Origin of the sequence: Mucilaginibacter gossypii, from assembly GCF_017569325.2 — a bacterium.
Taxonomy (GTDB): domain Bacteria; phylum Bacteroidota; class Bacteroidia; order Sphingobacteriales; family Sphingobacteriaceae; genus Mucilaginibacter; species Mucilaginibacter gossypii.
On the sequence record NZ_CP071878.2, the window covers coordinates 1691419 to 1707357 of the forward strand.

The window sequence follows — 15939 nt, forward strand, 5'->3', positions numbered from 1 at the left end:
GCCGGCATGCCGGCGGCTATCTGCTAATATCCCGGGTTTTGTGTGATCTTTCCGTTCGAGGCAATAATTTCCTTTGATGGGATAGGCCATAGATTATGTGTTCCTGCAATAAAATTAGCACCCTTATTTTGAGGCTCGTTCAGGTTCTTAGTTTCATATGGGTCTTTGCTTTGTTGTGTATTGTATTTAACAAAACTTCCGTTCGGTCCTAAAATGCTGTTGATCACTGGTTGTCCGCTTTGATCTTTCCATCGCCTGATGTCATACAAACGATCTCCTTCCAGGGCCATTTCGAGCCTGCGCTCCAATCGCACAGCGTTGATGAGGTTCCAGCCGGTAAGTGTCATATCGGTAGTGAGGCCGACGCGGTTCCTAACCGCACGCATTGACTGTAAAGCCTGGGCCGACTGCTGCTGCATAGCGGCAGCTTCAGCATTCATCAGGTAAACGTCTGCCAGCCTCAGGTAAATATGATCTTTTGAAAAGCGGCCGTTCGGTGTTCTTTCACCGCGAGGTACATACACTTTTCGGTTGTACCTGGCAGATTTACATTGTGCAGGATTGGCATTGAATGAGGTATTGGCCGGATCGCCGGCAACCGGGAAGCCCTGGCGCATGATCGTCCAGTTTAACCTTACACTGTCTGCCTGAGATTTAAAGGCATTTTCAAGATCGCTGGTTGGCGTAAAATATCCCCATCCGCCTTCGGTCCCAGGCATGGAGGTTGTAGGAAAAATGTTGCCCAGGTTTGGATATTGGGTAGAATACTGGTACTGTATTTCAAAAATAGACTCAGGTCCGTTATGATTAGTTGTTTGCCATATATTACCAAAAAACGTTTCCAGGTTGTATTCACCAGAGCTGATGATCTGGCTGGTCAGATTTTGAGCTCCTGCCCAATCTTCGGTATACAAGTCGATTTTGGCCAGCAGTGCTTGCGCTGCTCCCTTTGATACGCGGAACTTATCTGTGGCGCTATACTGTGATTTATTCGGTAAAATGCCAATAGCACTATTAAGATCTTGTTTAATGAAATTGTACACATCGGCGGCGCTGGTCCTGCTGTAGGTATTTTCCTGAGGGCCCAGTGTCTTAGTGATCAGCGGAACCCCGCCCCAGTTTCTTACCAGCTCAAAATATTGGAAAGCCCGCAGAAACTTGATCTCAGCGATAAGCTTCAGTTTGGTAGCGTCATCAATCTGCGATTTCTGAATGCCTTCAATCGTAGCATTGAAAATATAAATGCTTTTGTAGATCTCGATCCAGTGTGCCTCAATACGATCATTTTCGGCATTTAATGTGTAATGCGCAGCCTGTACTGCCGTGCCTTGCCCACCGTTGATACCGATCCACTCATTGTCGGAGGCGGCCTCGCCGCCTACTTGCTTCCACCATTGCGTCTGCCACCAGTCGTCAAAGTCAATGTATTTGTAGCATGCAATCGTTGCGCCACTGGCTTCATCAACTGTATTATAAAAAGTATTGGCCTGTATAGCGTTACCATAAGGTTCCTGATCCAGGAAAGTTTTTTTGCAAGCGCTCATGCCGGCAATAACCAGTACGAGCAATATATATTTCAAGTGTTTCATTGTTGTTTACTGCTAAGTCTTAAAAATTCGCGTTAAATCCGATATTGAAGAATTTGGGGATCGGGTTCTGTCCGTTGTCAATGCCATACCTCAGTACACCCGCAAATGGTACTTCAGGGTTTAATCCGTCATATTTCGTAATGGTGAAGAGGTTTTGAGCAGATACGTAAATCCGGACCTTGGCCCGGCCGCCCAAGGCTTTTTCAGGCACGGTGTAACCCAGTTGCAATAACTTATTGCGTACATAGGTGCCATTTTTGATAAAGAAACTGGAGTTTTTAGAGAAATTGCCGTTTGGATCACTCAAACTCAGCACAGGATAACTGTTTGTGCTGCCCGGACCGGTCCAAAATTTATTTTCTTTACCGCTGATGAAGTTATACCCGTAGATGGGGTTCATCCTTACCAGGTAATCATCAGCTACCTTATTGCCAAAGGACCCATAAAATTCCATACGGAAATCAAAACCATGGTAAGAAGCCTGAAGGTTTAAGCCCGATGATAATTTAGGATATGGATTTCCGATCGACGTCCGGTCATTTAAGTCAATGGTATTATCGCCGTTAACGTTCGCGTACATAAAATCGCCGGGCCTTGCATTAGGTTGCAATACAGCGCCGTTAGGGCTTTTATAATTCTGTACGTCCTGGGCTGTTTGGAAAACACCGAGTACCTTATAACCGTAATAGCCGCCTAAAATATCACCGGCAGCGGTTTTGGTTCTCCGGGTAGACTGAAATACGTCGTTTGATATTTCGTCATACAGGATCTGTCCCTTCAAGTCAACCGCTTTGGAAATGAAATGCTGTACTGTAAGACCAACACCGAAAGAAACACCACCGATTTTGTCTTTATAATTAATGGCTGCTTCCCAACCGCTGGTACGCATGGTACCCACGTTAGTGTAAACTGTTGGGATATATCCCTGCGGATAGCCCAGCGAGGGTTGTACCGGGAGGTAAAGCAACATATCTTTAGGCGAGCGCCAGTATTTATCAGCAGTTATGGATAATTTATTATTGAAGAAGTCCGCATCAAAGCCGATGGTCACGTCCTGTGTTGTTTCCCATTTGATATTTGGGTCTGGTACATTAGAGGGAACATAGCCATAAACCCGGCTGTTTGCGCCATTGATATAATCTGATAAGCCCAGAGTACTTTCGTATGCGCCTGGCGAGCCTGGTAAATTGCCTCCCACACGGCCAAATGATCCGCGCAATTTGAGGTAGTTCAGCCATTTGATGTTCTTCATAAATGACTCGTTTGAAATTACATAAGCACCCGAAACGGTTGGGAAATAACCCCAGCGATTGGCGGGTGATAACATTGATGAACCATCTGCCCGGAAAGAGCCGGCAATAAAATAGGTTTCATTAAAATCATAAGATACGCGGGCAAAGTAAGAGCTCATTTTACCGAAGGGGCCCGCGCCGGGTTGATGAGAGCCGGATCCGTCGGCAAGCGTTGCGCCGGCAGAAATATAGTGATAAGGCTCCGCATCATAAGGAATATCCTGGCGGTACACGTAAGTGTTATTATATGTGTAATTGTCGGCAGACTGGCCTATCAAAACATTGTAATGATGCTTGTTGATACTACCAATGTAATTGATCGTATTATCCAATTGCCAGCGGTAGTTGATCACCGAGTTTTGGGATGCGCCTGATATATCACTGCGGTCTTGCGGATCGATGTAGTATTTAGGTTGGTAATTAGTCTGGTTTATCGAGTTATAAAAGCCGGAAATACTGCTTCTTAACGTCAGGCCTTTAATTGGTTTGATTTCAAGATAGGAGGAACCCTGTGTGCCGAATAATCGTGATTGGTTAAAATCACGGGCCATGGCAGCCAGGGGATTATTGATATTATTAAAATTGGAACGCGTAAACTGGCTGTAAACCGGGTTATAGGCAGTGAAGCTCCAGCTGGGATTGGTTGCTGCATAAGCGTTAACAGCCGTTTGCGTCTCGGCAGCAGATCTGGTTGCCGCTACGTTGGGTGCAATAGACATGATGTTGAACAGGCTTGTGCCGCCACCGTCACCATATCGCTCCATACGCGGTGCAAGGCTAACACCAAATTTGAATACTTTTGAAATTTCGTAATCGATGTTAAACCTGGTAGTGATTTTTTGATAGTCAGCAGTAACACGCTGTGCGGCAAAGTTGCTGGTTTGATCAAAATACCCCGCGCTTCCATAAAAGGTGAGCCCGTTTTTTGATCCGGATGCGCTGACATTATAGTTATGTGTGTAAGCTTTTTTGGTTGCCTCATTCCACCAATCAGTATTAACACCTGTCACCGCTCCATTAGTCGGAAGGGTCTGGTTGTTATTGGCATAGATCTGGCGGTAATGGCTTACAAACTCGTCTGTTTGTGCAAGTTTCGGGTTCACCCAATAGTTCATGCCCGAAGTTCCGTTAAAATTGATCTGCGTTTTCTCTTTCCCTCTTTTTGTGGTAACCAACAAAACACCGGCTCCGCCACGGGAACCATAAATAGCAGTAGCTGCCGCATCTTTCAGCACGTCGATCTTATTAATATCTGACGGGTTGATGTCATTAAGGCCGCCGAATGAGGTGATCACGCCGTCAACAACAATGAGCGGATCGCTGGACCCTGTGATTGTGGAGAAGCCCCTGATCAGCAGCTTCGGTTGCGCGCCGGGATTGCCGCCCCCCTGAAATACCTGCAGGCCGGGTACTTTACCTTGAATAGCATCTGCAACATTACTGGTGGTGGTAGGGGCAATGTCTTTAGTCCCGACAGAGGACACCGCTGTAGTTACGCTTTTGCGGGTAATGGTTTGGTATCCAATTACCACAGCCTCATTAAGCTGATTGTCGGCAGGGTTAAGTGTTACCTCATAAGTTTCTCTGTCATCCACCGGAACCTCTTTGGCCTGGAAACCAAGGTAAGAGAATACCAGTATATCACCTTTGCTTGCTCTGATCTGGAACTGACCGGCTGCGTCGGTTACAGAACCGGTTTTTGTGCCCTTAAGCAAAATGCTTACGCCAATAAGCGTTTGATGCGTGTTATCTGTTACACGTCCTTTTACGGCTTTGGTTTGGGCGAAAACCAGACTGCAAAGTGGTAACAATAACACTAATGTTAGTGTAAATTTTGTTCTCATAATTGGGTTATTTTGGGTTATTAAGGATGACAAATCTAATGGCAATCGGATCGTTGAGTATAGACGATATGATGTAATATATGGACAATATTCTGATTGTTATTGTATTTAGCTGTTTTGCTGCTTATTGGATAATAAAAACCTATGCCTTTTTTATGCCATTTGGAGCCATATGGTGTTATTTTATTCTTTTAGTTAAAAAACGAAAGGCGGGCATTCATGAGTTTGGTTGTTCTATATGGATAATTTTACTATTTAATTATAGGGTATGTCGGGGCCTTTCGAATGTGACATTACTGATTAAAATGAATGCGTAGTGGCGCATTAAATTATAGGAAGGAGAAAATTGAAGGGAATGAAACAAATGTTAAATGATTTTCGGTTCGTCCTGTTTGATAATAAGCACAAAAGTTTGCCATAAATAGCCTAATCAGAGGTACTCATCAGGCTTGTTTCTTATAAAAGCCTGACCTTATTTTCGCAATGAACGTAAAGTGTTTTAGCGTTCCGGCGATAGTTATATAGTCCATGTTTTTAATTTTTTCATCTATATAGAATGCCCTGTTATTAAATATTTTTGTGAATATCAATGTTGACCGACTAACAATTACAGATTGAAATCAATGAATATCAAACCCTGTCCATATCCTAAAAAATGGGGTAGGGCAGTATTTTAAAAGATAATAATTTAATGGATTTATGAAATTCAGCCGTTCAGAAATTTTACTTTTAATGTCAGTATCCGGCATTGATAACGGCTGTGGCAAACAGTATCTATTCGCCTTTTAACACAGCATGTCTGCATTCGCAAACATGCGTAACCCGCGATAGGATTTAAATAAATCAAATGAATACATATTCAGCAAGTTACAAAAAAGATGGTTTTGAAGGTCAGCGAGCGATCGTGATACCCAAAACTATATTACAGCGGTTTTGTGAGGGAAATGCGGCTATACAAGGAGCATTTATAACGGATATTGGATACTATCCCAAGGCAAAATTCCATCGCAGGGAGCGATATACAGGTGCGGGGCAAAATATCCTGATTTATTGCGTTGACGGAAAAGGGATGGTTAAGATAGGCACTCATACTTATGAGATCAAGCCCGGCGACTTTTTTGTTATTCCTCATGGTGTTAAGCATTTTTATGAAACAAATGAAACCAGCCCCTGGACAATTTACTGGTGCCACTTCAAAGGCCCGCAAGCGGATGCTATAACAGAGCAAATTTATGTAAGGGATCAGAGTTTCCGGTACAGCATCGAATTTGACGGTGATCGGATCGCCCTTTTTGACAAGCTTTACGCATTTTTAGAACAGGGGTACAGTACAGAAAATCTTACTTACGTCAATTTACTGTTGCTGCAGTATTTAAGTTCTTTTTTGTTTAGGGACAAATATTATAAAACGAACTTAAACACACACTCCCAGCCGCAGGACAGATCTATTTTATTCATGCAGAAGAATCTGGGTAAGACCTTAAGTTTAGCTGAGCTCGCGGCCTCGGTAAACCTATCGGTGAGTCATTATTCTGCATTATTTAAGAAAACCACAGGATTTTCTCCTATAGATTATTTTAATCATCTTAAAATACAAAAAGCCTGTCAGTACTTGCAGTTCACGGAATTGAGGATACGTGAAATAGCTTTTCGCATTGGCATTGATGACCCTCTTTATTTTTCAAGATTGTTTAACAGAACTATGGGATACGGTCCCAAAGAATACCGTAAAAGCCGATCTCCTTCCATTAAATAAGTACGTTTACCCGCTTTGAGCTAAATGTTTAAAAAATTATGCTTTCTTAACAAACTCTGATTTTAATGCCATAGCGCCAAACCCATCAATTTTACAATCGATGTTATGATCGCTGTCAACCAAACGGATGTTTTTAACCTTGGTCCCGGCTTTTATACTTTGAGAGGAACCACGTACCGGCAGGTTCTTTATGGTAACAACAGTATCTCCGTTCTGGAGAATATTTCCATTGCTATCCTTCACCACAAACAGATCTGAACTTACAGGATTATCTTGCGGGTTCCATTCGTGGCCGCATTCCGGACATATGAGCAGGTTATCCATTTCATAAGCATAGGGAGATTTACATATTGGGCAGGGGGCAAGTTCACTCATCTTTTGTAGTATTTGATTTTCATCGGCAAAGATAAAATTTTAAAAGATTTGCATTCGGCCATGTCGTATACATTTTTTCAGGCAAAACAATTGAAATAAGGAATGTACCATTACACTTTATTACTACCTGTTTTTTGGAGATTAAACCTAATTCATTTTTAATGCTCCATAAAAGCTTTCTGAATTGAAAAGGTATATCCTGAAACAGAAACAACCACATAAACGGAGCAATGCTTTTTATGTGGTTGTTAAATCGGTTGAGCTAATGGGATGTAAATAGCCCGTGCTGATGAAAATTAGAAATACCGTGGAGGCAAAGTGCAGTTTTTAATTACGGACCATTGCCGATTCTTTAACAACCTGATATATACGCCTTCAGAAATCGAGCTTCGCCAACTTACGCGGCTTAAAAAAATGATTCAGAGGCCCGGATCCCTCGCCGGTTTTTACATTCTGCCCTTCTTTGATGGCTATGTTAACGTAAACCCCGGCCGAAGCAATGGCTTCGGTTATGGATTGCCCTCGTGCTATATAAGCTGCGATAGCTGAAGCCAGTGTGCAACCTGTTCCGTGTGTGTTTAAGGAGTTTATAAAAGGGTAAGCGAAAGTTTTTCTTACACCTTGCCGATCAGCATATACGTTGTAGAGTTCAAGCCCATCTAAGTGGCCGCCTTTTACAAGAACGGCCTGGCTACCTAAATCTAACAATGCTTCTGCCGCGTTTATCATATCATCAACATTGCCGGCATGTTTGCCCGTTAGTTGAGTTGTTTCATTCAGGTTTGGCGTGAGCAGGGTTACCATTGGAAAAAGTAGCTCCTTCATGGCAAGCAATGCTTCGTTATCTGCCAGTTGTTTTCCGCTGCTTGAGCTGATAACTGGGTCGAGGATGATGGGTAGCGGTTCGTGTTTTTTTAAAACATCGGTTACCGCCTGCACAGTTTCCGCATTTGGCAGCATCCCGATTTTCACTGCCAAAGGCCGGATATCGCTCATTACTGCGCTGATCTGATTTTGCACCATTGCCGGTGGAATAATGTGAATATCAGTTACCCCCAGGGTATTTTGCGCGGTAATGGCAGTAATGGCTGAAGTGCCGTAACAACCCAGGGCGGCAAAGGTCTTCAGGTCTGCCTGAATGCCCGCACCTCCGCCGCTATCGGAGCCGGCGATGGTTAATACCGAACAATATTGATAATACTGCATCATTTCGTTTTAAAAATTAAAGGCGTTAATGCCCCCTTTTAAACTGAAGGCTGCTATCCCCGAAAAAGACCTGGTTTGCTGAGCCGCTATTTTACTGCGTTGCCCGGTTTGGCAGATAAATACCAGCTTTTTACCGCTTGGAAAAATATTAGCGTGTTCTTCCAATTCATAAAGCGGGATATTTATTCCTCCTATATTTTCATCGTCAAATTCATATGTTTCACGCACATCAACCAGGTAAATTCCATCGGGTGTTTCCGCGTGCCATTTTTTGAAGGTGTCGGCGTCGATTTCATTTATAACTTTATCACTTTCAATCGGCTGAGAAATGTTAACCGGGAGTGAAGGCGTTGCGGCAAAAATTTTGAAAACATTGATGCTGTTGTCAAGCGCATTTAGGGTTAACAGTTTGCCTGATAATAGCTCCCCAATGCCGCAAATCAATTTAATGGCTTCGTTGGCCATATAAGTACCTATTATACCGGGTAACACGCCAATAACACCAATTTCGGCACAGTTGGGCACTTCATTTTCGAGTGGCGCTTCAGGAAATAGGTCACGATAGCCGGGACCGCCCTGATGATTAAACACCGATACCTGCCCCTCAAATTTAAATATCGATCCAAATACCAGCGGTTTTTTGAGCGCTGCACAAGTATCATTCACCAGGTAGCGAGTGGTAAAGTTATCAGAGCCATCTATCACCACGTCAAAATTGCTTATCAGTTGGTGCGCATTGACAGCAATAATCCTTTCGGTATAAGCTATCAGCTCCACAAAGGGGTTAAGCTGGTTTAGTTTTTGTTTGGCTATCAAAGCCTTTGGCTGGTCAATATCAGCGGGAGCATATAATATTTGCCGGTGCAGGTTGCTGATATCAACCACGTCATCATCCACAATACCAATGGTGCCCACGCCGGCTGCAACCAGGTATTGCAAAACCGGGCAACCTAAGCCGCCGGCACCTATCATCAACACCCGGGCGGCTTTTAGTTTTTCTTGTCCGTGCAGGCCCAGCTCGGGCAATATCATTTGCCGGTTATACCGTTTCAGTTCTTCGCGTTCCAGCATATCCTTAGGTTAAACAGTTATCCCAATCTTTCCAAACCGCCTCGTAACCCTGTTGGGCAATGATCTCTGCAATTTCGGCAGGACTGCGCTCGTCTGAAATTTCGAACTGCTCCAGCGACTCAGGCTCTACCGCGTACCCGCCCGGATTGGTTTTTGAACCGGCGCTTATAGAGGTAATACCCAACTTGATGATATTATTACGAAAGTTAGCCGATTCGCGCGTAGATATCGAAAGTTCAACCTCTTCGTTAAACAAACGATAAGCGCAGATCAGTTGTACCAGTTCGCGGTCATTCATCTCAACTTTAGGTTCAAGCCCGCCGCTAAAAGGCCTTAACCTTGGGAACGAAAGGCTGTATTTAGTTTGCCAGTATTTTTTCTCAAGGTAATTAAGGTGCATCGCGGTGAAAAAACAATCAGTGCGCCAGTCTTCCAAACCAATTAAAACACCCAGCCCCATTTTATGGATCCCGGCCTGGCCCAACCTGTCGGGCGTTTCCACCCGGTATTTAAAGTTAGATTTTTTGCCTTTGGGGTGGTGTTTTTTGTAATCCTCTTTATGATAAGTTTCTTGATATACCAGCACGGTATTGAGGCCATAAGGCGTTAGCTGCTGATAATCTTCCAGATCCATCGGTTGCACCTCCATCGAGATATGTGCAAAATGCGGCCTGATCAATTCGAGCACTTTTTTAAAATAATCAACATGCACATTCACATTGTCTTCGCCTGTTACCAGTAAAACATGCTCGTAGCCCATCTCTTTAATAACGGCCACTTCCTGCATAATTTCCATTGGCGAAAGGGTTTTACGTTTCACCTTGTTATCATAACTAAAGCCGCAATAAGTACAGATGTTACTGCATTCGTTGGATAGATAAAGCGGCACGTACATCTGCAGCACCTTGCCAAAACGTTTCAGGGTCAGGCGCTGACTGATCTGCGCCATTTGCTCCAGGTAGGGCGCTGCAGCAGGTGATACCAGGGCCTTAAAATCCTCCAATGTTCGTTTATCTGCTGCCAGGGCGCGTTCAACATCCGCGCTGGTTTTAGCGTAGATGCTGGCCTTGGTATCATCCCAGTTATAGGTTTCAAAAATGTCGTTAAAACTACTCATCTAAAAAAGAAGTTAGTGGACTACTTGCCATAGCATGTGATACCGGTTGTGCCAGTTTTGCTTCAAAAGCCATCCGGCCGGCTTCAACGGCCAGTTTAAATGCTTCGGCCATTTGTACAGGATTGCTTGATACCGCTATGGCTGTATTTACCAGTACGGCGTCGGCGCCTATTTCAAGCGCTTTGGCGGCATCAGACGGAGCTCCTATACCCGCATCAACAATAACGGGTACACTGCTTTGGCTGATGATGATCTCTAAAAAATCGATGGTTTTAAGTCCCTTATTGCTACCTATGGGCGAGCCTAAAGGCATCACAGCCGCAGTACCGGCTTCTTCAAGCCTTTTGCATAATACGGGGTCGGCATGGATATAGGGCAATACTGTAAAACCCAGTTTCGCCAGTTCTTCGGTAGCTTTTAGGGTTTCTATAGGGTCGGGCATCAGGTATTTGGAATCGGGATGGATCTCCAGTTTTATCCAGTTGGTTTCCAGCGCCTCGCGGGCAAGCTGGGCAGCAAACACAGCCTCCTTAGCGTTCCGTACACCTGAGGTATTAGGCAGCAGGTTAATATGCGGATATTTTAAACGCAGCAACAGATCGTCGTTGTCGTTGTTTTTTACATCAACACGTTTCAGGGCTACGGTTACGAGTTCAGAGGCTGAGGCCAGCAAAGCCTCCTCCATCATGGCAGGCGAGTTAAATTTGCCGGTGCCTGTAAATAGGCGCGACTGAAAAGTTTTATCAGCGATGGTTAACATAGATGTTATTTTTAAGCTTCGTTAAACGAAGGTTGATTTAAATGATGGTATAATTCCGAAACCACTTGCCTGGCGTTGGTAGCGTGGGTGATGGCGCCGGACAGCGCAACACCATATACGCCGCTTTGTATGATCAGCGGTATATCGGCCGGCACAATACCGCCTATAGCTATTACCGGGATACTCATATTTGCAAGACGCATCTGATCCATAATATCCCGATAACCGTCCAGTCCCAAAATAGGGCTCAGCTTTTGTTTGGTAGTTGTAAAACGGTAGGGGCCAAGGCCGATATAGTCGGCGCCCTCGGCAACGCGCTGTTTTACATGCGCAAATGTATTGGCCGTACCACCTATGATCATATCAGGGCCAACAATCTGACGGGCCTGTTGTATGGGCATATCCTGTAAACCCAGGTGCAGCCCATGGGCACCCGCCTTTTTTGCAATTTCAGGATGGTCGTTCACTATTAATCTGGCGCCGTACCCGTCACAAAGTTTAACGGCCTCGATGGCATAATGCAGAATGATATCTTCCGGTTGATCTTTAACCCTTAGCTGTACCCATTTACAACCGGCATCCAAAGCGGCTTTGATAGCGCCGGCATGTGTACCGTTTTGCGGCTGTTGAGAGATATAATGCAGTTTATCAATCATGGATTTAATTGTTCGGTTTGTTTTTTAATGCTTATGAAATTGGAAACAGCCTGCTTGGGATCTTGCCAGATAGCACCCAAAACCGCTGCCCCATCAAAATTCATTTTTTTTAGCGGGTTTAGATTGGATGCATCCACGCCGCCAAGCGCTATTACTTTTGGTCCGGGCTTATTACTGTCTAAACAAAAACCGGCAGGCAGCATGCTTTGATAACCTGGCTTGGATATGCTATTGAACACCGGGCTTAAAAACGTGTATTCAAAATGTTTTAGTGAGGATGTGGCGCTAACATCATGTATCGAAGTACTCAATCGGTAGCCCTCATTAAGCTGAATATTTAATTTCAGGTTGTCGCTTTTGATACGATCCTTTTCGGGATAATGTAAATAGTGCATCTCAAAAACTTTGGCCAGCCTATGATGCTGATGACAAACTATAGCATGATGATAGGCTTGGTCAATCTGAGTAATCAGATTGGTACATCGATCGATATCCCAACCTGGTTTGCGCAGGTGGAAACGCTGTAAACCGGCCCCGAACAAGCGGTTGATTATTTGTGCTTCATCTGTCACAGCATCCGGGGCCGATATCACGATCAATTCCATTACAGGTATATTTCGCTGCCTTTTTCGGCAAACTCTTTCGATTTTTGTTCCATGCCACGGGTTAGCGCGTCGGCTTCTTCAACACCGTTCTCTTTAGCAAAATCGCGCACATCCTGGGTTATTTTCATCGAGCAGAAGTTTGGTCCGCACATCGAGCAAAAGTGTGCGATCTTGGCTCCTTCGGCAGGCAGGGTTTCATCATGAAATTCTTTAGCCGTATCCGGATCTAACGATAGGTTAAACTGATCTTCCCACCTGAACTCGAATCGTGCTTTGCTTAACGCATTGTCGCGATATTGCGCACCGGGATGACCTTTGGCCAGGTCGGCCGCGTGCGCTGCTATCTTATAGGTGATCACGCCATCTTTAACATCTTTTTTATTGGGCAAACCCAGGTGTTCTTTAGGGGTTACATAGCACAGCATAGCCGTGCCGAACCAACCGATCATAGCAGCGCCAATGGCCGAAGTAATGTGATCATAACCCGGAGCGATATCGGTAGTTAATGGCCCTAAAGTGTAAAAAGGAGCTTCAGAACAATGTTTCAGTTGTTTCTCCATGTTCTCTTTAATGAGGTGCATGGGTACGTGGCCGGGGCCTTCAATAATGGTTTGTACGTCGTGCTTCCACGCTATTTTGGTCAGTTCGCCCAGGGTTTCCAGCTCGCCAAACTGCGCGGCATCGTTGGCATCGGCAATACAGCCGGGGCGCAAGCCATCGCCCAACGAGAAAGCGACATCATACGCTTTCATGATCTCGCAGATCTCTTCAAAATGCGTATATAAGAAATTCTCTTTATGATGGGCCAGGCACCATTTGGCCATGATAGAACCACCGCGCGATACAATGCCGGTAATACGTTTGGCCGTTAAAGGCACATAGCGCAGTAAAACACCCGCATGGATAGTGAAATAATCAACACCCTGCTCGGCCTGTTCTATCAGCGTATCCCTGAACAGTTCCCAGGTAAGGTCTTCGGCTTTGCCGTTCACTTTTTCGAGTGCCTGGTAAATAGGCACGGTACCTATGGGTACAGGTGTGTTGCGGATGATCCATTCGCGGGTTTCGTGAATGTTTTTACCTGTCGACAGGTCCATAATGGTATCGGCGCCCCAGCGGCATGCCCAAACGGCTTTTTCTACTTCTTCTTCAATACTCGAGGTAACTGCTGAGTTGCCAATGTTGGCATTGATCTTAACCAAAAAATTACGGCCAATGATCATCGGTTCACTTTCGGGGTGATTGATATTTGATGGGATAACAGCCCGACCGGCGGCTACCTCTTGTCGTACAAATTCGGGCGTAATGTAACCTTTAGGTGTGTTGGCACCAAAGCTATGGCCCTGGTGCTGTTGGCTCATTACATCGTATTGCCCGTTCAACTGTTGTTTCAGTAAATCGATGCGTTGGTTTTCGCGTATGGCAATATATTCCATTTCAGGTGTGATAATGCCCTTTTTGGCGTAATGCAGTTGCGATACATTCATGCCTGCTTTGGCGCGGAAGGGTTTACTTTGGTAGCCAAAACGTAAATGATCAAGCTCTTTACTGTTTAAACGTTCGCGGCCATATGCTGATGATACGCTATCCAGCAGCTCAACATCACCGCGCGAAGTGATCCATTTTTCGCGCAGGCGGGGTAAACCTTTTTTAACATCGATGGCTATGTTGGGATCCGTGTAAGGGCCGCTGGTATCGTAAACAGTTACCGGGGCGTTGGGCTCGGTTTCGCCAAAACGGCCATGTAGTTTGGTGTCGTTCAGGCTTATTTCGCGCATGGCCACGTCAATGTCGTGCAATTGCCCTTTAACGTAAATCTTACGCGACGCCGGAAACGGTGTTTGCGTGATGGCTTGTGCTGTAGGTGTTTTTTCTGTTTTCATAAAAGGCTATTGGGTGTTTATCCTCCCTGGGTGGCTTTAATAATGATGACCTTATCGCCCTGATTGAGCTTATGGTTTTCCCATTGGGTTTTGGGAACAATAGCTTCGTTGATGGCAATAGCCAGCCCTCGGTCAGGGTGCTGCAGGACATCAGCGAGTAAAGCCTGCACATTGCAGTTATCAGGCACAATAAAATCTTGTTGATTAACGGTTACTTCCATTACGTTGCATTAAAATTTCAACTGTAGGAATGTCCCCGTATTAGGAAAGAAAAAACAACACCAATAGTGTTATCGTCACTTTTCCCTTCGCCAGCATTACCCGGATCAGGTTCAAAGGGTATTATCTCAGTCCGTCAGGACACCCCTAAAGTTGCAGTAAAGCTAAAGGAATAAAATTGATTAATCCAAATCAATTTTATGTTAAGACTATCTGGTTACTACTGATGGTAATTTGTTTTAACGTGTAAGTGTGTTGAATACCAAACGATTGAATGGTATTAATACTGGCGAAAATAATTTGAAAGCATCAGGTAAATTATCGTCAGCTTAACCCAAAATCCATGAAATAATAGACCACTCTCAACCTGATGTCAAATAATTGTTAATCGGAAAAATCGGCCCGTTCAATAAAAATAAGTGTCTTATCTTAGCTGTAACTGAAGTATGAACACATTAGTTGATTTAGTACAAACCTATGGGCTCTGGCTGGTATTTTTGATCACTCTTTTACAGAGTGTTGGATTACCGCTGCCTGCATTTGCAGTATTGATTGTAACTACTGCTGTAACGCCTGCAACCGAAGCTAATATCATCATACTCATTTTAACCGGATCTCTGGGTACCTTAGCTGGCGACCTTATATTATATTTTGCCGGGAAGAGATACGGAACGGGAATCCTCGGGAAATTATGTAAAATTTCTATGTCACCGGATACCTGTGTTCGCAGTACCGGCGATATTTTTGAACGCTACGGCGCCCCTGCGCTAACCATTGTGAAATTTATTCCGGGGCTGTCAACACTGGCACCTGTTGTTGCCGGGGTTTATGCAATGCGGGTGACATTATTTGTGTTTTTTTCATCCATAGCAGCACTTATCTATCTCGGCGCGGCAGTGACGTTGGGTGCAGTTTTTCGGCACCAGGTTGATGGTTTGATCTCCGCATTAAGTCATTATGGCACGATGGGCGGTTTATTTGTCGTCGTGCTGTTCGGTTTATACCTTTTGTTCAAATGGCTTCGGCGGTATCGCCTTATCAGGCAGTTTGAAACGGACAGGTTAACTGTGAATGATTTGATAGAACTGATTGACGGGGAATCGAACCCTGTGATACTTGATGCACGCCCGATAGATCAGCGCACAAGAAATGGATTTATACCGGGCTCAGTCCCCATAGACGAAAGTAGTTTTAATGATATTGCTGACCGATATGCCGGGCATAAGGAGATTGTTATTTACTGTTCGTGCCCGAATGAAATAACCGCTGCAAGATATGCCGAGAAATTGCGTAAAGTTGGCCTGAAGCGCATCCGGCCTTTAGTAGGAGGGATTGATGCATGGGCCGAATCAGGCCAGCAGGTTACATTTCTTTAAAGCCAGTTCAAATTCAATTGTTTAATGTAGAGACGCATCACATGCGTCTTCCGTATACAGATTCCTGATGTTCATGAACTGCAAAGCAGCTTGACCTATGGGAGACGCATGTGATGCGTCTCTACATAAAAGCAACATCAGCGCTTGTTGCAAACGACCGCAAGATTAAAGCAATAAGCCCCCGCTAAAT

The 15939-nt window shown here is 44.6% G+C and carries 13 protein-coding genes and 1 riboswitch; of the genes, 2 read left to right on the forward strand and 11 right to left on the reverse strand.

Annotated features, from left to right (window positions below):
• Positions 1-23: 23 nt before the first annotated feature.
• Positions 24-1589, reverse strand: a complete 1566-nt coding sequence (locus J3L18_RS07185) for a RagB/SusD family nutrient uptake outer membrane protein (RefSeq protein WP_129570833.1) — start codon at positions 1587-1589, stop codon at positions 24-26.
• Between the two features lie 19 nt (positions 1590-1608).
• On the reverse strand, positions 1609-4725 hold the full coding sequence (locus tag J3L18_RS07190; protein WP_129570834.1) for a SusC/RagA family TonB-linked outer membrane protein: 3117 nt from the start codon (positions 4723-4725) through the stop codon (positions 1609-1611).
• A gap of 847 nt (positions 4726-5572) precedes the next feature.
• Between J3L18_RS07190 and J3L18_RS07195 the strand changes: the two genes are divergently transcribed.
• Positions 5573-6481 (forward strand): AraC family transcriptional regulator, encoded by a 909-nt coding sequence (locus tag J3L18_RS07195; RefSeq protein WP_129570835.1) that lies wholly within the window; start codon positions 5573-5575, stop codon positions 6479-6481.
• A gap of 36 nt (positions 6482-6517) precedes the next feature.
• On the opposite strand, the gene J3L18_RS07200 is transcribed toward J3L18_RS07195, so the two are convergent.
• The 9 genes from J3L18_RS07200 to thiS all read right to left on the reverse strand — a co-directional run bounded on the left by J3L18_RS07200 (position 6518) and on the right by thiS (position 14375).
• Positions 6518-6856, reverse strand: a complete 339-nt coding sequence (locus J3L18_RS07200; protein WP_090527498.1) for a zinc ribbon domain-containing protein YjdM — start codon at positions 6854-6856, stop codon at positions 6518-6520.
• 375 nt (positions 6857-7231) lie between these two features.
• A complete protein-coding gene (thiD, locus tag J3L18_RS07205; protein ID WP_223266243.1) occupies positions 7232-8065 on the reverse strand; it encodes a bifunctional hydroxymethylpyrimidine kinase/phosphomethylpyrimidine kinase in 834 nt (277 codons plus the stop codon).
• A 6-nt stretch (positions 8066-8071) separates the two neighbouring features.
• Complete coding sequence (moeB, locus tag J3L18_RS07210; protein ID WP_129570836.1) at positions 8072-9133, reverse strand: HesA/MoeB/ThiF family protein; 1062 nt, start codon at positions 9131-9133, stop codon at positions 8072-8074.
• Between the two features lie 4 nt (positions 9134-9137).
• The gene (gene thiH / locus J3L18_RS07215; RefSeq protein WP_129570837.1) at positions 9138-10250 is read right to left on the reverse strand and encodes a 2-iminoacetate synthase ThiH; all 1113 of its coding nucleotides are present in this window, start codon (positions 10248-10250) and stop codon (positions 9138-9140) included.
• A complete protein-coding gene (locus tag J3L18_RS07220; protein ID WP_129570838.1) occupies positions 10243-11010 on the reverse strand; it encodes a thiazole synthase in 768 nt (255 codons plus the stop codon). Before J3L18_RS07220 ends, thiH begins: the two co-directional genes overlap by 8 nt.
• A gap of 11 nt (positions 11011-11021) precedes the next feature.
• Complete coding sequence (locus tag J3L18_RS07225) at positions 11022-11666, reverse strand: thiamine phosphate synthase (protein ID WP_129570839.1); 645 nt, start codon at positions 11664-11666, stop codon at positions 11022-11024.
• The gene (locus tag J3L18_RS07230) at positions 11663-12271 is read right to left on the reverse strand and encodes a thiamine phosphate synthase (protein WP_129570840.1); all 609 of its coding nucleotides are present in this window, start codon (positions 12269-12271) and stop codon (positions 11663-11665) included. The genes J3L18_RS07225 and J3L18_RS07230 overlap by 4 nt, the downstream gene beginning before the upstream one ends.
• Positions 12271-14154 carry a phosphomethylpyrimidine synthase ThiC gene (gene thiC / locus J3L18_RS07235; RefSeq protein WP_129570841.1) on the reverse strand — a complete coding sequence of 628 codons (1884 nt, stop codon included), beginning with the start codon at positions 14152-14154 and terminating at the stop codon, positions 12271-12273. Before thiC ends, J3L18_RS07230 begins: the two co-directional genes overlap by 1 nt.
• Positions 14155-14171: 17 nt before the next feature.
• Positions 14172-14375 (reverse strand): sulfur carrier protein ThiS, encoded by a 204-nt coding sequence (gene thiS, locus J3L18_RS07240; protein ID WP_129570842.1) that lies wholly within the window; start codon positions 14373-14375, stop codon positions 14172-14174.
• Between the two features lie 65 nt (positions 14376-14440).
• A riboswitch (TPP riboswitch) is annotated at positions 14441-14532 on the reverse strand.
• A gap of 287 nt (positions 14533-14819) precedes the next feature.
• Here thiS and J3L18_RS07245 point away from each other — a divergent pair.
• Positions 14820-15749: a DedA family protein/thiosulfate sulfurtransferase GlpE gene (locus J3L18_RS07245; protein ID WP_129570843.1), complete on the forward strand. Its 930-nt coding sequence runs from the start codon at positions 14820-14822 to the stop codon at positions 15747-15749.
• The last annotated feature ends 190 nt before the right edge of the window (positions 15750-15939 follow it).